Source organism: Sedimentibacter sp. zth1 (assembly GCF_017352195.1).
Lineage (GTDB): Bacteria > Bacillota > Clostridia > Tissierellales > Sedimentibacteraceae > UBA1535.
In genome coordinates this window covers 2,280,645-2,299,681 of record NZ_CP071445.1, presented here as the reverse complement: position 1 = coordinate 2,299,681, position 19,037 = coordinate 2,280,645, and the positions used below count along the sequence as shown (strand labels likewise).

Here is a 19,037-nt window from a genome sequence, read left to right as displayed (position 1 = left end):
ATTCACCACCATAAAATCCTAAAACTGAAAATACAAGAATTTTGTTACGCTATTCATATGGAATAATGATAGTGCAAGTAAAAATCCTGCAAATACTGCATACTTTAATCTTGGAGAAAATTTCTCCGTTATTTGTGAAGTGTTTTTCGTAAAGAAACATATAAACGCAGAAGTAGCTAAAAGTATTATGGTATATAAATTATTATATACAAAGTTTACAAGTCCACTTCTAACACCTGTAATTGTTACTAATGACTTAAAAGCATTTATCATAGTAGTAAAATTGGGTGATACAAACATTACTCTTGTTAGTATTACACCTAAAAATGTTAAGCACCACGCCAAAAAAAACGGCATTTTCCATTTCTTTCTTGCCATGAAATGCGCAGCACATACAAGTATACCGTTTACTATACCCCAAAGTACGAATGTCCAACCTGAACCATGCCAAAAACCAGACACAAAGAAGGTTACCATAACTGAAAAATAGAATTTTTTACTACCATCACCCTTGTGATATACACTTCTAAATACATAATCCGATAAAAATCTTGACAAAGACATATGCCAACATCTCCAATAATCTCTAAAGTTTCTTTGCTTGTATGGAGAATTAAAATTCTGTGGCAACTTAATATTAAATAAATATCCTAATCCAATTGCCATATCGGCATAACCTGACAAGTCAAAATAATATGAAAATGTATATGATATTGATGATAACCATCCATCTAACATATTACCATATCCACCATTGGCAAAAAATTGACTTGCATAAGCTGTCAATGGATCTGCTAAGAATGTCTTTTTAGCACATCCTACAGAAAATATAAATATACCTAATATAACATTATCTAAATTTAATTTTTTATTACTTTTATCAGAAACTTGTGGAACTATATCCTTATGATGAACAATAGGTCCTATAATAAGTTGCGGGAAAAATGTAATAAAAACAAGAAAATCTAATATTGAATAATTTTCTACTTTATCTCTGTAGCAATCTACCAAATAAGCAATTAATTGAAATGTAAAGAATGAAATACCTATTGGTAAAATAATATTTTTAAGTAAAACGCTACTACCCGTAAAAAAATTGTAATTTTCTATAAAGAAATTTGTGTATTTAAAGTACCCTAATAATAATATGTTTTCAGCTAAACTTATACCTAATGCAATCTTTCTTAATATACCTTTTGATTTGCATATAACAGAACCAGCAAAGTAGTTAAAAAACACTGTAAATACAAATATAGGAAAGAACTTTACGCTTCCTTGAGAATAGAAGTAAAACGATGCTAAAATAAGCCATATTTTACTATATTTATTGGGTAAAAAATTACTTATAATATAGTAACCCAAAAATACTATTGGTAAAAATGTAAAAATAAATTTATAAGTTGAAAAAAGCATAACTATCTCCTATTTAAATATCGTTTATAATCATTTTATTATATAGCATTGAATTTTCAATGTCAAATAATAAACACTTCAAAATCAAGGTGTATTTATTGAGTTTTTTATATTTTTATTTTTGCCCATTTACCAGTTTTAAATCTAATAGAATTTATTAAAAATCTAAGCAGTTGATCTGTAAAAAATGCAAACCAAGCTCCTAATATACCAAATCCAAGTGGATAACAAAATAACCATGTTGTAAATGGCCTAACTAAACCTATGCTTATCAATGATGTAAATGCAACAAATTTTGTATCACCAGCACCTCTTAAAGTACCAGCAATAACAACTGCTTGAGTTTGTATAGGAGATGTAAATGCAATTATAATTAAAATTTTACTACCTATACTAATTATTGACTGTTCATCTGTGAATAATTCTACCAGCAAATGTCTACCTAAAATAAATACGCAAAATAATATTATTCCTACTGTTAATGCTATTCTTTGAATAGTCTTGCTATATATATATGACATATCTGGCCTCTTAGCTCCTAAGTTTTGTCCTACTAATGCCGAGGCACCTATCCCTAATCCATTTCCAAATGAAAACGATAAATTTACTATATTCATACATATTAGATGTGTAGCAAATTCAACTGTTCCTATAGAAGCAACAAGCTTTGTTGTCATTAGAAATCCTATTCTTATGCAAATCTGCTCAACAAAAGAGCTGCTACTTATATTTAATATGCTTTTTACTGTAAACTTGTCAAATTTCCAATTATCTTTAATTGATATATGTAAAAATCCCGATTTATTTCTTATAGATTTAATTGACATAAGAAATGCTACTATATTGCCTATTAGAGTTGCTATACCCGCACCAGCTATGCCCAATTTTGGAAAACCCAAATAACCATTTATAAGAAAATAATTAAATATTAAATTTATAATATTTGCCACTATGTTTGTTCTCATTGATATTTTTGTATTACCTGAACCACGTTGTGCTGCATTAATTGTTAGACTAACTGATGTAAAGAAATTGCCAATTGCAATAATTCTAAAATATGTTACAGCCATTTCAATAACATCTTCCTGTGCGCCAACAAATAGTAAAAGAGGTCTTGCGAAAACAAATCCAATAATAGAAAGTACAGCGGAAAACATTAGCGAAATAAACACTGCTTGCCTTAAGCATCTATTTGCACCTTTCCTGTTATTTTCTCCTTTTCTTCTAGCAACAACTGCTGTAACACCAATATTCAATGAAAATATAAAAGCAAGTAAAATAAACTTAGGTTGGTTTGTTATACCTACTGCTGCTATAGCACCTGCTCCTAATTTACCAACCATCATAGTATCTATAGATGTTACTAAACTAACTAATACTGCTTCCATAGCAGATGGCCAAGCCATATCTATAGCTGTTTTATAAACATCATTTGTACTAGGTATTTCACCAATCGAGCTTTTCTTTTTTAGCATAAAAGATACGGAGTATATTCTTCTCAATAATTTATTCATGCCTTCCTCCAAAAGTTATGTTATATAAATTAAAATAGTAATAATTTCATTATACTACATAATATATTTGTATAGTATAAAAATTAATTTAATTTGTTTCGCTATGTTTGACAAATATAAAAAATTGTAATATTCTATAAGAATAGGTTAAACTAATAAGCAACGAGGTTATTATGGTAAAAAAAATAAAAAATAATTTTTTGTTCAATATGAAAATAAATTTTAACTTGTCTTCTATTAAACTTAGAGCGTTTGATTCTAATGAATTTATGCGCGGTCTTGAGTTGTTTGATAGCGCACATGTCTCAAATATGTCAATATTTAAAATATTTGATGATGAATCCTTAGAAGACATTATAAAAATAAAGGCAAAAGTAAAAAATCAAGATTTAGATAATCAAATAGTTGAAATTAAAATAGATATGCATGGTGATATAATTAAATACGGATGTGGCTGTCAAAACCATTTGCAACATAAATATACTTTTTGCAAGCATATTATAGCTGTACTTTTGTTTTTATACAACAATAATAAATCTGCAGATATTAGGAATAAACCACTTTATAATTTGATTGAATCTGATTATATAAATTTAGTTAAGCTGTATGAAGAAAAACTAAGTAACAAAAGCTACATTGATAATAATAATTCAACTATATCTTTAATTCCAAAAATATATACAAATTCGCAAGGATTTTTGGAGTTATCATTTAATATATCAAAAGATGACAAAGCTTATGTTGTAAAAGATGTTTTTGCTTTGGCTGAGAATATAAAATCATCTAGTAGTTATCGTTATGGTAAAAGTTTTGTTATTAACCACAATATTGATAATTTTGATGAACTGTCAAAATCACTTGCAAAATTTATAGTTAATTTGTGTTATGATTATTTAGATATGTACGGATATAATACAGAAAATATCCCATCGAAAAAAAATATAAAAATACCAAATTCACAACTTGATTTGTTATTTGATTTACTGGAAAATAAAAGTGTTATTTTCATTCATAACAATGAAAGTAATAAAATAAAATTTTTAAATCAAAATCCAGTTGTTAATTTCTACTTAGAAAAAAATTCTAAGACTAATAAATATGATTTTTGCATTGAAAACTTTTTTGAAAATAAAATTTTTATATATAAATTTTTGAACAAAGCTTATATAATACATGATGAATTTTTTTATAAATGTGATAGTACATTTATAGATAATGTTTTGCCTGCAATTGAAAAAATAAAGGCGACTAATAATTTATCTATACCAATACTGCAAGATAATTTATCAAAATTTTATTCTACCGTTTTATCTACATTAAATAAGTTTACAAGTGTTAGAATTCCTGAAGACATTTCGGATATGCTAATAATTAATCCATTAGTTGCAAAAATATATTTAGATACTAATACATCTAATGCAATAATTTTGGATTATGTATTTAACTACGACAATGTTGATATTAATCCTTTTGTTGAAAATATAAAAAAAAATACTAAAGAAATAATTATTAGAGATTTAAAAGGCGAATTAAATATTACTTCTTTTATTAAAAATTGTGGTTTCGTTCAAAAAAACAAAAAATACATTTTAACAAATGAAAATTCTATATACAATTTTGTTACTGATGGTGTAAATAAATTAATTAAAATGTGTGAAGTAAATGTTAGCGAAAGCTTTGGAAAAATAAAAGTCAAAACTCCTAAAACTATTTCAATGGGTGTTAAATTAGCTAATAATTTAATTGAATTGGATTTAAATAATTTAGAATTTAGCCTCTCGGATTTAAAAAACATACTTAGCCAATATAAGGTTAAGAAAAAATATTTTAGATTAAAAGATGGTTCTTTTTTAAATTTAGATGATGATTATTTTGATACTATTCAATCTCTATCTGACGACTTAGATATAATAAACTCAAAACATGATGATAATACAGTTTTACTTCCAAAATTCAGGTCGATTAACATAGAAGACCTACTAAGTAAAAATGAAATAATTAATGCACATAAAAACTCTGATTTTGTAAATATTGTTAAGAACTTAGGTGCACATAAAGATTTTGATTTTGAAATTCCTAATTCATTGGAAAATATATTAAGAAATTACCAAAAAACAGGTTTTAAATGGTTAAAAACATTAGCTTTTTATGGGCTTGGTGGAATACTGGCAGATGATATGGGACTTGGTAAGACATTGCAAATTATAGCTTTATTGCTATCAGAAAAGAATAATAATTTACCATCAATTGTTGTTTGCCCTACGTCTTTGATATACAACTGGATTAACGAGGTTGACAAATTTGCTCCTGAAATTTCTACAATAGCAATTGTCGGAGCAAAATCCCAAAGAGTTGAATTACTAAAAAATATTGAGGGCATAAATTTAATTATAACATCTTACGATTTACTCAAAAGAGATATTAATATATATAAAGATTTTGATTTTAATTACTGCATACTTGATGAAGCTCAATATATCAAAAATTCATATACTTTAAATGCTGAATCGGTTAAATGTATAAAAAGCAATGTGCGATTTGCATTAACCGGTACTCCTATTGAAAACTCATTGTCCGATTTATGGTCTATTTTTGATTTTATTATGCCTAATTTTTTATTATCATACAATAATTTCAAGAATAAATATGAAACACCTATTATTAAGAATAATGATATTAACACATTAGATAAACTGCATAGCATAATTGAACCATTTATATTGAGAAGATTAAAACGTGATGTATTGAAGGACTTACCAGATAAAATGGAAATATCAAGCTATACAAAAATGGAAGATAAACAACGAAAACTTTATATGGCTGAGGTTGTTAAAATTAATAAAGAGTATAATTTAGAAATAAATACACAAGGTTTTGAAAAAAGTCAAATAAAAATTCTATCAATGCTAACTAGACTTAGACAAATTTGTTGTCATCCTTCTTTATATATTGATAATTATAACGGTGAAAGCGCAAAATTAAATTTGTGTATGCAAATTGTTACTGATAGTATACAAAGTAATCATAAAATACTTATTTTTTCTCAATTTACTTCAATGCTTGATATTATTGCAGAAAATTTAAAACTTAAAAACATTCCTTACTTTTTATTGACAGGAAGCACAAAAGCGAAAACAAGAATGGAACTTATTGATAAGTTTAATATCAATAATACTCCAATTTTCTTGATATCTTTAAAAGCTGGTGGAACAGGACTTAATTTAACTGGAGCTGACATAGTTATACACTTTGATCCTTGGTGGAATAATAGCGCTCAAAATCAAGCAACAGATAGAGCCCATAGGATTGGTCAAAAAAACAAAGTTCAAGTTTTTAAACTTATCACAAAAGATACTATAGAGGAAAAAATTGAAAGACTCCAAAATAGAAAGCAAAATTTAGTTGATTCAGTTATAACTGAAAAAGAGATCTTATTTAACTCTTTAACTAAGGAAGAAATACAAAGCTTATTTGATGTTAATTAATTTTGTAAATAAAAAAACTGGCAATTAATAAATTTGTCAGTTTTTTATGATTTCTAACAACGCATTACCTTATTTTTAAACTTTCTTTTTCTCTATACAATGATATATCTGCATTGTTTATTGCTTCCATAATTTTTATATTATCTTCACTATATTCATAAACACCAATACTAACTGAAACTTGTACTAACTCATTGCTCAATGTCTTGAATTCAGTACTATAAATTTCACTCTTTAGTCTTTCTGCTAATATAATACCCTTTTCTTTTTTTAAACCCGGGCAAAACAGTAAAAATTCATCTCCACCATACCTACCAATTAAATCAGTTGATCTTATTATAGAATTTATTGTTTTAGATATTTTCTTTATGATATTATCTCCCGATACATGTCCAAAAGTATTGTTTATATTACTGAAATTATCTATATCAACCATGAATACACAGAAGCTTTCTTTTAATTTTTTAAATCTATCAATTAATATTTGTCCTTCTTTTAGTATTTCTCTTTTTGTCAAAAATCCTGTTAGACTGTCATAAACCGCTTCTTCTTGTATACTTTTATATTCAATAGCATTTTTAAATGCAATGGCTGCATAGTTTCCAATAACCTTTAATATGTTCACATCATGATTAGCATATGCATTTTTCTTCATGCTTTGAACTGTCATTACACCTATTGCTATATTATCGACTAGCAAAGGTACATAAATAATAGATAGCGGTTTTGTTAATCCCAATTCATCTATATCTATATTTATATTTTTTGTATACACCTTATACTCTTTTTTCAAATCATTTATTAAAATTGTTTTTCTATGATTTAAACAATATTCTGTTAATGAGTTGTTATCGTTGGTATTTTTATATCTAATGTATTCAATTTTATTGTTTTCTAATCTTAAATACAAAATTTCGTTATCTACTGAATTATATACTGCAATATTAAAATAATCTCTGTTAATTATTTTATCTATATTATCATTTAAAATAATATAGATTTTGTCTATATCAAGTACTGAAATAATTTTTTGTCCTATATCTGAAATAAGCTCTGTTTTATCTTTCATTAGTTTATCAAGACTCATTTGTTTATCGGAAAAAACTATATTTAATTTAGCCAATAATTTGTTATAGCTTGGAGTATTTAATATACTCTCTATTTCATCATACATTTCTAAGTAGTATAAAGATTTTTTATAATCACCTATTTCTTTGTAATAGTCATATAACTTTTTATATGACATTTTCAAAAAAATATATAATTTATTATCTTTAGCATAGCTCAAGATTAACATAATATTTTTAATATATGATTTATTGTCATTTAGAGTCTTGTTTAATTTTAGCCATTCAACTAAAATATTGCATGCTTCGAAATATGAACTATTGCTTAAGGCTTGATCATAGGATAATTTAAAATATTGTTCTGCTTTTTTATAATCTTTTAGTTTAAAATATGCCATGCCAAATGATTGATTTAGTTCGCACTTGTATCTTTGTGCTTCTTTTACATTTATAATATCATTTAGTTCGAATAGATATTTTAATGCAAGATTTGCATTACCAATATTTATTTCAATTTGTGCTAAAGTATTTTTATAAAAAAATTGGTTCAATATATTTTTTTGGGAATATTTATATTCTGCATCTATGTATTCTATAATTTCTTTTGCTTTAGAATATTCATTATTGCTAATTAATTCTATACTAAAGTTTATTAAAAGTTTATTTAGAATATCAGCATAATTACCTTGTACAGCAAGCACTATACCTCTAATTCTAACTTCACTTGATACATCGTACTGACCAAGCTGACTATACATAGATGATAAGCCATTATAGGCATAAGCCATACCCTCTAAGTTATCATATTTTTCAAACATTTCCTTTGCTTCATAAAATACATTTAATGCTTCTTGTATGTTCTGAAAATCAAGGTAGTTCCATCCCAGACAATAATAAAACCAAGCTATTTGATTGTTTAGGTTATTCTTTTTACAGAATTCAATACTATGATCTATAATTTTACGACAACCAACTAAATCATCTGATTTGTAGTTTAATAATATTTCTTTAATTTTTTCTATATTATTTTCGTTTATTAATAGTAATTCTAACTCTTTATCATATTCTGTAAAATCATACATAACATATACCTACTTTTTTACTTTCTTATTATTTAAAATTACTTTTTTCATAATTAACAGCAAACAACTGCATTTTTTGTAGTGTTTTTTATACTATATAAAACCTTATCCGCGTGCTCTACACCGTCTATGAATGTTTCTGAAGCTTTGTTAAATTCGTAAAGTCCAATACTTAATGTTATTTTTACCACTTTCCTATCGTCTATCAAATAATCCGTATTCTCTACTACTTTTCTTATTCTTTCAGCCGTCATTATAATATTTTCTTTTGTTGCATTAGGACATAATAGCAAAAACTCATCTCCGCCATATCTTCCTATATAATCACTTTCTCTTATATAACTACTAATTGTTTGTGTAAGCATCCTTAATACCTGGTCACCTGCAACATGCCCATATGTATTATTAACTGATTTAAAATTATCTATATCAAACATTAAAATACAAAAACTATCTTTTGTTTTGTCATAATTGTATTTTATATTATTTCCTTCTTTTAAAATTTCTCTTCTTGTTAAAAACCCTGTTAAACTATCATATACAGCTATTTGTTCCATTTTTTTAAACTCTATTGCATTTTTACATGCTATTGCAACATAGTTTGCAATGATTTTTAATACGGCTAAATCATCTGTACTATATTGATGTTTTTTCACACTTTGTACAGACATTGTACCTATAGCCTTATAATTTACTATTAGTGGTATATAAATACTCGATTCAGCCTTTGTTGTTGGATTTGTATTCATTATTCTAATTTTTTTAACATATTTTTTATACTCAGCTTGGAAATCATTTATAAGTATACATTTTTTATTTTTTATACAATAAGCTGAAAATGAGTTTTTATCTTCTATCATAACTTCATCTTTTACTACTATGTTATTTGATATTATACTTGCAATTTTAATTTTATTAGACTCTTCATCATAAAATGAAATTACTAAATAGTCCTTGTCTACAATACGACTAATATTCATATCCAATGTTGAAATAATATTATTTATTTCCTTTTTAGATATAATTTCTTGTCCTATTGTAAATAAAATTTCTGCATTTCTATATAAAATGTTAGATATTTTTTTATCTATTGACAAAAATTGATTACTCTTATTTGATATTTCATTTGAAGATAATATGCTTTGTTTTTTGTTTCCTTTTATATAAATTTCCAAATATTCTAAAGAACTTTCATAATCCTCTATTTTTTTATAATATTTATATAACATATTACTAGTTTTTTTAACTATTTTTATAAATTCATATTTCATTGCAATATCCAAAGACTTTTTTAAGTCATTTATTGCACCTTCGTTGTCTAATTGTTTAAATTTATATTTACCAAATTCAAGAAGTATTTCACATTTTTCATATATATCATCATTTTTATTTGCTAAATTTAAAGAATATAAAAAATATTTTTCAGCATCTTTTTTATTATTTTTATAACTACATATAGCTAATAATTTATATAGTTCTGATGTTATTCTACTTATGCCTTTATTAGTATCTAAAATTATAGCCTCATTTAAATATTTTTTTGCTTCTTCAATTTTGCCTTGTTCTATTTTGATTTGTGCAAAAGTAATGTTTTGCATAATTATATCTAAATATTTTTCTGTTTTATCAAAATTTAATTCTACATAATTCAAAATTTCAATTGCATTATCTATATCATTTTTTCTAACATTATAACTTGCAACATTCATTAGTATTTTATATAATATTTCTTTATTATCTATTTGTTTTGCTATCGATATTCCTTTTAAACTATACTCATTTGAAAGTTCCTCGTAACCCTTTACACTGTAAATTATAGACAATCCATTATAACTAAGTGCCAAGCCTTCCTTATTGTCATTTTTTTCAAATATAACCTTAGCTTCATTGCATAATTCTAATGCCTTAGTAAAATCAGCTATTTGAAAAAACACACTTGTGCTATAATATAACATATATCCTCTAGCATCTTCCAAATTATTTTCAATACAAAAATTACTTATATAATCAATAATTTCATTGCAATATTGAACATTATTTCTAATATTGCCTTTTATTATGTTACAGAAGAATGATATGTTATTTTGATTTTCTATTAAATTATTTAAATCCTGCGCATATATTGAATATCTATTCATATGCTATACCCCTATTACACTTTTCATTAATTTTATCTATACTAAGTTTATTATAACATTAGTAATAAAATATGTCAAAATGGTTATGTGAAAACGTTTTTTTAGAAATTTTATTAACTAAATAGTAAGTTAGCTATAAAAGTTGCAGCTAATATTCCCCCAGCATCAGCTAATAAACCTGATGGAAGAGCATGCCTACTATTTTTTATATTTATAGAACCAAAATAAACAGCTAATATATAAAATGTTGTATCTGTTGAACCCGCCATAATAGAAGTAATATTGCCTATTAATGAGTCTGGTCCATACTTTTGAAATAAGCTGTTCATAATGCCCATTGCTCCACCACCGGACAATGGTCTCATAAGAGCCATGGGCAAAACCTCTGCAGGCATGTTGATTAGATTTGTCAATGGCGACATCATAATGCATAAATAATCCATTGCTCCTGAAGCTCTAAATATTCCTATAGCAACCAACATTCCTGTTAAATGTGGAACTACTCTAATAGCAGTTTTTATTCCATCTTTAGCCCCTTCTGTAAAAGCTTCATATAATTTAACCTTTTTAAATATTCCATAAGAAGTAATAAATAAAATTACTATGGGTATAGAAAATTTTGAAATATTACTTAATAAATTAAACATTATAGTTTTCTCCTTATAATATCTGGTTTTGTAATATGATATATTGGAAGCTTACTTAACATTTTTACAGCAATGATTGCAGTAATCGTCGCAATCATAGTAGATATAATTGTTGGGCCTACAATTTGTGTCGGGTTTATTGACCCTGCAGCCGAACGATAAGCTATAACCGTTGCTGGTATTAGAGTTACAGAAGATGTATTTATAGCAAGAAATGTGCACATAGAATCAGTTGCTGTATCCTTCGTTTTATTTAAAGTTTGTAAATCTTGCATTGCCTTTAATCCAAGCGGAGTAGCCGCATCACCTATGCCTAATATATTTGCCGAAATATTCATAACCATTGCTCCCATTGCTGGATGGTTTTCTGGTATGTCTGGAAATAACTTTTTCATCAATGGCATAAGCAATATGCTAAGTTTTTCAACTAACCCTGATTTCTCTGCTATTTTCATTATACCTAGCCATAAACACATTACTCCAATTAGTCCTATAGATAGATGTACTGCTAATTTTGCGCTTTCAATTGTAGCATCAGTAACTGCCTCAACATTACCTGTTAATATACTAGTTAAAATTCCTAAAAAAATAAGTATAAACCATATATAATTAATCATTTTTGTTCCCCCAATTATTGTATTATTATTTATATATGCTTTATTTTAATTGATATGAGCTTTTAATAAATATGTATACTCCTAGTATATAAAGAAGCACACATTTTTGAGGATGTGTACTTTTTTTAAAATTATGATTATTATTTAATTTTCAGATGTTCTTTTTTGCTTGATAATTACTAAAGATATTGCTAGAAATACTACTGCAAAGCAAATTTGTATGAATAATGACATATATACTGGTTTTAATGTTTCAGCATTAAAATTTGAAAGACTACTTAATGTATTATTTGCTTTAACGTACCAATACGTTGGATTAAATGATGCTATTTTCAAAACAGTATCCGATAACATACTTTGTGGCACAAATACTCCTCCTAAGAATGAACATCCTAAACCTAAAGTATTGCTTATGGCTGATACACTGTTTTTGGTTGCAAAGTTTGATATCATAAAACTTAAACACAAACTGACTACTGTAAATATAATTGAATTTAATATAACAAATTGACCTGCTGTAGTAAATATACTATCTTTATATAAGAATACAGCAAACATAAAAAATACAATATATACACATATAGTAATTACTACATGAGATATTAACAATTGTGAGGTATAATTTGTTATTGATAATGGAGAACAATAATTTCTTCTTTTTATTTCAATATCATTAAATACTACTGATAATTGAGAAATGATTAATATCAATAAACTTATAATAATAAATGCGTAATAATTATAATAATATATATATTGTGGTAAATCTTTTTTTTCTTTATTCTTTAAACTTACATTTGTACTTATTTTCATTGTACTTTTTGTTTTTTCTATAGCTTCTTCCAAATTAAGGTCCGTATTATTTAGATATAAATTAACATTGTTTAGATATTTATTTACTAATGTATCTAAAAGTATCCCTGAAGTTGAATCAGGCAATTTCATAGTCTCTATATTTGATTTTTGATTGTTCAATAAATTTTGTTCGAAATTTTTTGGAATTGTACAAACATATACGACTTTTCTATAAAAAAGCATATCTTTTATATTACTAGTATCTGAATTGTCTATTTCTACTAATATAGAATTATCAGATATAAATTCAGCTAGTTGTTTTGATAAATATGAATTATCATTGTCTATTATTGTAACTTTACATTTTTTTGAATTAAAATTGCCATCTTCTATACCTTGATTTGAATGTGTAGCCATAAGTGATATAGCTGCAAATATTACAATATATATAGATATAGGTATAATTAACTCTTTAAATAATATTTTGAAGTATGCTTTAAATACTTGCATATTTTTGCCTCCTTAAAATTAAATATGTCAGGAAGCTAAAAACAGCTCCTAATAATAACAATATTTCTATATTTAAAAAATATTTATCTAGTGTATCATAGTAATAAAGAGCATAAAACCCATCAGTTATTAGACTTGCTGGATTAATATAAGCTACAATTGGTGCTTTTGTTTGTATTATATATTTAATATTAACATCCATCATACCAGATAAAAATCCACCAAAAATACACATAACTAAGTTAATAATTAATTTCAATCCTTCCTTTTTAACTATAACCGCACTAATAAATGCACCAAATGTTATACCTGTGAAACTACTTACCACACATAATAAAAGTACTAAATATATATTGCTTCCAAAATTAACACCTAGTATTTGTATAACGTAAAATAATGCGATAAACACTATTATTAAATGAAATGTCATTGCAGAAAGTATCATTGCCATAAATGATTTAAGCTTATGAGTAGGAGCTATATTAATTCTTGCTGCAACCATAGATTGATTAGCTTGAACTCTTGTAACTGCATCACTACCTATAGTACTACTAAGCAGACAAGTCATTGCCAAAGCAGCATAGAAAAAAATGACCATAACATTTGTGTTTTTATTTATTTGAACATTTTTAACATAAGAATTGCTAATATTTGCTTTGTCAAATAAGTTGTTTTCCAATGCACTTGGATTGCTTATTATTATTGTTTTATATGTTTGTGTCATTTGCTTAAATGTATCCATAAAAGTTTTTGTTATTGTTTCATTCATACCAGATTGATTCACTATTAACTCAATATCATTTTTACAATTAACAATAGCTGTGATTTTACCATTGTCAAGTAATTCTTCAGCTTTATCCATTGTAGTTATTGAATAACTAAACATATTGGAATCATCTAAAGCAGTAATAAAATTATTTGTGGTTTGGGCATTGTTTTCCTCTTGTACTACCGCTATATCTATAGTATTAAAGCTTTCTCCATCTAATAAATTAGCAAATGCTAAATTAAAAAATGTGAACAATAAAATTGGGTATATAAGAAGCCAAAACACAGTTGTTTTGTCTTTAATCAAACATTTAAAATTGTATTTAAATATGTTAAAAAACATTTTTTCACCTCTAATCCCTTAACTGTTTGCCTGTTATTTCAAGGAAAACATCATTTAATGTAGGTAATTCTGAATATATTTTACCATACGCAATATTATTTTGATTTATAATATCAATAACATTTGACAAATTACTTTTTCCGCTTTTTGTACAAACAGTTAAAGTATTATGCTCGTATTCTATATTTAATATATATGGTAATAATTTTATTTGTTGTAATTGTTCTTGTTTTAAATCATAAGCTTCAACAATTACTTTTTCACCAAGTGATATTATTGACTTTAAATCTTCCTTTGTTCCACTAGCTATTACCTTTCCATTATCTAGTATAGCAATTTTTGAACATATTTGCTCTACTTCCTCCATATAATGTGAAGTGTATATGACTGTTGCTCCATCTTTATTTAATCTTTTTATGCCCTCAAGTATGTTGTTCCTACTTTGTGGATCTACTGCGACTGTAGGCTCGTCTAAAATAATTAGCTTAGGTTTATGTGCTATACCACATGCTATATTTAATCTTCTTAACAATCCACCACTTAATTTTTTAGGAACGAATTTTCTGAATTCTCCTAACTCTACAAAATCAATTGCTTCTTCTACTAACTGCTTTCTATTGTTTTTATCTTTTACATATAAACTACAAAAATAATCAATATTCTCATATACTGTTAGTTCATTGTATACAGCAACATTTTGCATTACAACTCCAATATCTTTTTTTATATCATACGAAGACGGCGTCATTTCCTTGCCAAATACCTTAATATTGCCTTTATCGTATTGCAATAATGAAAGTATACAATTTATAACTGTTGTTTTTCCTGAGCCATTTGGACCAAGTAATCCAAATATCTCGCCTTCATCTATATTTAAACTTAAGTGATCTAGTGCTGTTACTTCTTTATATCTTTTAACTAAATTTTCTATTTCTACTATAGGCATTTTTGAATCCTCCTTATTCTCTATGAATATATTGTATTGCTTTTTATTTAATTTGATAAGTGTTAAATGTAATTTGTATATATGACAAATGTAATATTTTATATTATTATCTATATTATTATCTAATGTATTTGCTAATAATATATATTTATTATAAAATATAGCTATATATAATTTTGTCCTGGGGGGAATTTATTTGACAAATCTTTTTAACAGATTATTAGTTATGTTTATATTAGTTATACTTGTTTTAAATAATAAAGCAACAGATGCTGCCATATTATATATAAATATAGCTATTGCAATAAGCCTAATAGAAGAATACTATAATAATAATAAATTTAGTAATATTGTTACAATTGCATATATTTCACTATGTATTAAGTTTCCTAATTTTATATATTTTTTGCCACTTATGCTTTATGACGTGCTTTTTACAAAGTTTTATTATTTAGCTTTCTTTGGCATAGTCCCTATTATAATACACTATGAACTCTTTACATTTAACACATTAATTATTATTTTTATTACTGTACCAATTACAATATTAATGAAATACAAATCTAATCAATATGTTAGAAATAAAACTTTATATTTAACACAACGTGATACACTTGTTGAACTTAACATTAGTTTAAAATCAAAATTAAATGAATTAAAAGATAGACAAGATGAAGAGGTTAATTTAGCAACTCTAAATGAAAGAAATAGAATTGCAAGAGAAATACATGACAATGTTGGTCACTTGCTAACAAGCTCTATATTACAGATTGGAGCTATTATGTTAACCACTAAGGATGAATCAACAAAAAATAATTTAGAAATCGTGAAAAACACACTTGATACCGGCATGACGTCGATAAGAAATAGTGTCCACGGTTTAAGAGATACTTCAATAAATTTATATATGCAACTTAAAGAAATAGTTGATAGCTTTAATTACTGTAGTATTAATTTCAATTATGAGATTAGATCTATCATATGTATAAAAGCTAAGTATGCAATTATATCAATTGTAAAAGAAGCATTAAACAATGTCATAAAACACTCCAATGCCACACAAGTTACAATAAATTTATATGAACATCCTAAGATTTTACAGGTAATTATATTTGATAATGGATCTATCAACACAAATATAACATATACTACAGGAATGGGTATTGAAGGTATCAAACAACGAGTTTTATCTTTAAATGGAATTATAAATATTTCTACTACTAACGGTTTTAAAATTTTTATTTCTTTTAATAAGGAGGATTTAAATGAAAATAGTAATTGTCGATGATGATATACTTGTATCTACATCACTAAAAACAATCATAGAATCTAACAGTAATATATCTGTTCTTGGTGTTGGAAATAGCGGATTAGAAGCAATTAAATTATATAAAATATATAAACCTGATATTCTTTTAATGGATATACAAATGAACGGTATGACCGGTATTGAAGCAGCCGCTGAAATAATAAATTTTGATTGTAATGCAAAAATCTTATTCCTTACTACCTTTTCAGATGATGAGTATATAATTAACGCTTTGAAAATAGGAGCTAAAGGTTATATCCTTAAACAACATTTTGAGAGTATTATTCCTTCTCTTTCTGCTATTTATAATGGTCAAAATGTTTTTGGAAATGAAATTGTCTCTAAATTACCAAATATGCTAGATAAAAGTAATAAAAAAAGTTATACTGAATTTGGATTGTGTGAAAAAGAAAATGATATTATTAACCTTGTTGCAAAAGGATTGTCTAATAAAGAAATCTCAAAAGAACTTTTTTTAAGTGAAGGCACAGTAAGAAATTATATTAGCACTATTTTAGATAAATTAACGCTAAGAGATAGAACCCAATTAGCTATATTTTATTACAATAACTTATTAAATTAATTACAAATAATTAAAGATTACTATTGATATAGAAAAAGAATTATACATTATTAGGAGATATTTTAAAATGATAAAACTTGAACATATAGAAAAAGAAGATTTGAAAAAAATTGTAGAATGGAACAAAAATAAATCTGATGATTATTTATTACAATGGGCTGGACCTATCTATACTTCTCCTTTAACACTTGAACAGGTTAATGATTATTATTTTAACACTATTAAAAAAGAAGGTTTCAATATAAATGTTTTCAAAATACAGTTAGTTGATAAAAATGGATTTATTGGAACTATTGAACTTCGTGAAATAGATAAAAGTAATAAAGTAGGTAAGGTGTGTAGATTTTTAATTGGAGAAGATAATTGTAGAGGCAAAGGTATTGGAACTCAGGTATTAAAAGAAGTATTAAGAATTGGATTTGAAGATTTAGAATTTAAAAAAATAACACTTGGAGTATTTGATTTTAATCATGGTGCAATTAAATGTTATGAAAATGTAGGATTTATAAAAGAAAAATTTTTAGAGAATGCAAGAAAGGCATCAGAAGGTTATTGGAATTTATATGAAATGTCTATTTCAAAAATTAACTGGAAAAAAATTAAGTAATTTATATTGTTGATGTTCAATACACCATATTATCAAATAAACAACAGAAAAGCTGGTTTTATACAAATATGAATATGTAAGAACAAGTGATTTCAGTAAACCTAAATAAATTTATGATTTTAAGATAGAGCCAGTGTTTTAACACCGACTTTATCTTTGCTTTGAAAGATTGATTAATAATAATCTTTTTTATTTAGTCAAACCTATCGAAAAACTTTTCTCTATTGATTTTATATGGTCTATTACACCTTTTTAGTTTATATAAATCCTCTTTATTTTTTGTTATATAATTTACACCCTCTGCACAACTCAATGTTGCTAAAAACCCTATATCTTTTAGTATTGTTTCTGATTCATCACTCATTTCGCCAAATGGATATGTAAATGTTGTTGGTCTGTATCCTACATTTTTTTCTATTAAATTTTGCATGTATAGTATATCATTATTGAGTGCCTGTTTGTATTTTTCATATGTTTCCCCAAATTTTTTTCCAACACCTTTTCTTTTTCCTATCTTGTGCAAATCGTATGAGTGATTTTGTATTTCTATATAATCTGATTTTACTAAATCTTTTATCCTTCCCCAACTAAGATATGCATATGACAAACAAGTGTCCTTACTTTCTGTAAATGTATCTGTATATATTCCAACAATTGAAATTATAGCTTTACAATTATATTTTTTTAATATTGGTAATATATATTCTACTTGACTTAAATATCCATCATCAAATGTTAACATTATTGGCTTTTCAGGTAATGGTATGTCGTTATAAACATAATTTATTAAATCTTGCATATCAACAGTTGTATAACCCTTTTTTTTTATATATACTAAATCCATTTCAAATTCGTCTGGAGAAATAACATATTTTCCCCAAGCTTTTGAATCTTTTAAAAAGTGATGATACATAACAATAGGAAGCTTTATTGCTGAATTTGTTCTAACTTCAGCAGTTTGATATAATGAAAAATTAAAATATAGTGCTATAATTACAAATATTAAAACTAAATTTACAAAGCTCTTATATGTAAACTGTCTTTTAATCTTCAAAACTATTCCCCCTAACTATATAATAGTATGCTTTTATATTTAGTTTATAACTATTGAATACATCATATTGTTTTTATGGAGCTAATAAAAAGTTACTACGCAACTTTGCTAGGGAGACGTACTGTTCTTTGCAATCCTTGTTTTTTATATACTAGTAAT

General features: G+C 25.6%; 14 protein-coding genes. 4 read left to right on the top strand and 10 right to left on the bottom strand.

Annotated features, from left to right (window positions below):
- Window positions 1-18: 18 nt before the first annotated feature.
- Both JYG23_RS11090 and JYG23_RS11085 read right to left on the bottom strand, forming a co-directional pair.
- Entirely contained in the window at window positions 19-1,413 is a 1,395-nt protein-coding gene (locus tag JYG23_RS11090) for an MBOAT family protein (RefSeq protein WP_207235735.1), read from the bottom strand.
- Window positions 1,414-1,520: 107 nt separating this feature from the next.
- A complete protein-coding gene (locus JYG23_RS11085) occupies window positions 1,521-2,927 on the bottom strand; it encodes an MATE family efflux transporter (protein ID WP_207235734.1) in 1,407 nt (468 codons plus the stop codon).
- 173 nt (window positions 2,928-3,100) lie between these two features.
- Between JYG23_RS11085 and JYG23_RS11080 the strand changes: the two genes are divergently transcribed.
- Window positions 3,101-6,412 carry a DEAD/DEAH box helicase gene (locus JYG23_RS11080; protein ID WP_207235733.1) on the top strand — a complete coding sequence of 1,104 codons (3,312 nt, stop codon included), beginning with the start codon at window positions 3,101-3,103 and terminating at the stop codon, window positions 6,410-6,412.
- 64 nt (window positions 6,413-6,476) lie between these two features.
- Here JYG23_RS11080 and JYG23_RS11075 read toward each other — a convergent pair whose 3' ends face one another.
- The 7 genes from JYG23_RS11075 to JYG23_RS11045 form a co-directional block, all read right to left on the bottom strand.
- A complete protein-coding gene (locus JYG23_RS11075; RefSeq protein WP_207235732.1) occupies window positions 6,477-8,561 on the bottom strand; it encodes a sensor domain-containing diguanylate cyclase in 2,085 nt (694 codons plus the stop codon).
- Between the two features lie 53 nt (window positions 8,562-8,614).
- Window positions 8,615-10,699, bottom strand: coding sequence for a sensor domain-containing diguanylate cyclase (locus tag JYG23_RS11070; RefSeq protein WP_207235731.1), 2,085 nt, complete (start codon window positions 10,697-10,699; stop codon window positions 8,615-8,617).
- 113 nt (window positions 10,700-10,812) lie between these two features.
- A complete protein-coding gene (locus JYG23_RS11065; protein WP_207235730.1) occupies window positions 10,813-11,346 on the bottom strand; it encodes a spore maturation protein in 534 nt (177 codons plus the stop codon).
- Entirely contained in the window at window positions 11,346-11,963 is a 618-nt protein-coding gene (locus JYG23_RS11060; RefSeq protein WP_207235729.1) for a nucleoside recognition domain-containing protein, read from the bottom strand. Before JYG23_RS11060 ends, JYG23_RS11065 begins: the two co-directional genes overlap by 1 nt.
- Before the next feature lie 144 nt (window positions 11,964-12,107).
- Window positions 12,108-13,268 carry an ABC transporter permease gene (locus JYG23_RS11055; RefSeq protein WP_207235728.1) on the bottom strand — a complete coding sequence of 387 codons (1,161 nt, stop codon included), beginning with the start codon at window positions 13,266-13,268 and terminating at the stop codon, window positions 12,108-12,110.
- Window positions 13,255-14,379, bottom strand: coding sequence for an ABC transporter permease (locus JYG23_RS11050; protein WP_207235727.1), 1,125 nt, complete (start codon window positions 14,377-14,379; stop codon window positions 13,255-13,257). The genes JYG23_RS11055 and JYG23_RS11050 overlap by 14 nt, the downstream gene beginning before the upstream one ends.
- Window positions 14,380-14,389: 10 nt before the next feature.
- Window positions 14,390-15,325, bottom strand: a complete 936-nt coding sequence (locus JYG23_RS11045) for an ABC transporter ATP-binding protein (protein WP_207235726.1) — start codon at window positions 15,323-15,325, stop codon at window positions 14,390-14,392.
- A gap of 196 nt (window positions 15,326-15,521) precedes the next feature.
- Between JYG23_RS11045 and JYG23_RS11040 the strand changes: the two genes are divergently transcribed.
- The 3 genes from JYG23_RS11040 (at window position 15,522) to JYG23_RS11030 (ending at window position 17,824) form a co-directional block, all read left to right on the top strand.
- On the top strand, window positions 15,522-16,613 hold the full coding sequence (locus JYG23_RS11040) for a sensor histidine kinase (protein ID WP_242631564.1): 1,092 nt from the start codon (window positions 15,522-15,524) through the stop codon (window positions 16,611-16,613).
- Window positions 16,591-17,217 carry a response regulator transcription factor gene (locus JYG23_RS11035; RefSeq protein ID WP_207235725.1) on the top strand — a complete coding sequence of 209 codons (627 nt, stop codon included), beginning with the start codon at window positions 16,591-16,593 and terminating at the stop codon, window positions 17,215-17,217. Before JYG23_RS11040 ends, JYG23_RS11035 begins: the two co-directional genes overlap by 23 nt.
- Window positions 17,218-17,284: 67 nt before the next feature.
- Complete coding sequence (locus JYG23_RS11030) at window positions 17,285-17,824, top strand: GNAT family N-acetyltransferase (protein WP_207235724.1); 540 nt, start codon at window positions 17,285-17,287, stop codon at window positions 17,822-17,824.
- 193 nt (window positions 17,825-18,017) lie between these two features.
- Here the strand turns inward: JYG23_RS11030 and JYG23_RS11025 are convergent, their stop codons facing one another.
- Window positions 18,018-18,878: a polysaccharide deacetylase family protein gene (locus tag JYG23_RS11025; RefSeq protein WP_207235723.1), complete on the bottom strand. Its 861-nt coding sequence runs from the start codon at window positions 18,876-18,878 to the stop codon at window positions 18,018-18,020.
- Window positions 18,879-19,037: the final 159 nt, after the last annotated feature.

What these genes read in the sequence shown, in the direction of transcription:
- JYG23_RS11065 (WP_207235730.1), bottom strand. Translation starts at nt 11,346, where the DNA reads ATGTTTAATTTATTAAGTAATATTTCAAAATTTTCTATACCCATAGTA.
- JYG23_RS11070 (WP_207235731.1), bottom strand. Translation starts at nt 10,699, where the DNA reads ATGAATAGATATTCAATATATGCGCAGGATTTAAATAATTTAATAGAA.
- JYG23_RS11075 (WP_207235732.1), bottom strand. Translation starts at nt 8,561, where the DNA reads ATGTATGATTTTACAGAATATGATAAAGAGTTAGAATTACTATTAATA.
- JYG23_RS11080 (WP_207235733.1), top strand. Translation starts at nt 3,101, where the DNA reads ATGGTAAAAAAAATAAAAAATAATTTTTTGTTCAATATGAAAATAAAT.
- JYG23_RS11035 (WP_207235725.1), top strand. Translation starts at nt 16,591, where the DNA reads ATGAAAATAGTAATTGTCGATGATGATATACTTGTATCTACATCACTA.
- JYG23_RS11045 (WP_207235726.1), bottom strand. Translation starts at nt 15,325, where the DNA reads ATGCCTATAGTAGAAATAGAAAATTTAGTTAAAAGATATAAAGAAGTA.
- JYG23_RS11055 (WP_207235728.1), bottom strand. Translation starts at nt 13,268, where the DNA reads ATGCAAGTATTTAAAGCATACTTCAAAATATTATTTAAAGAGTTAATT.
- JYG23_RS11090 (WP_207235735.1), bottom strand. Translation starts at nt 1,413, where the DNA reads ATGCTTTTTTCAACTTATAAATTTATTTTTACATTTTTACCAATAGTA.
- JYG23_RS11030 (WP_207235724.1), top strand. Translation starts at nt 17,285, where the DNA reads ATGATAAAACTTGAACATATAGAAAAAGAAGATTTGAAAAAAATTGTA.
- JYG23_RS11060 (WP_207235729.1), bottom strand. Translation starts at nt 11,963, where the DNA reads ATGATTAATTATATATGGTTTATACTTATTTTTTTAGGAATTTTAACT.
- JYG23_RS11085 (WP_207235734.1), bottom strand. Translation starts at nt 2,927, where the DNA reads ATGAATAAATTATTGAGAAGAATATACTCCGTATCTTTTATGCTAAAA.
- JYG23_RS11050 (WP_207235727.1), bottom strand. Translation starts at nt 14,379, where the DNA reads ATGTTTTTTAACATATTTAAATACAATTTTAAATGTTTGATTAAAGAC.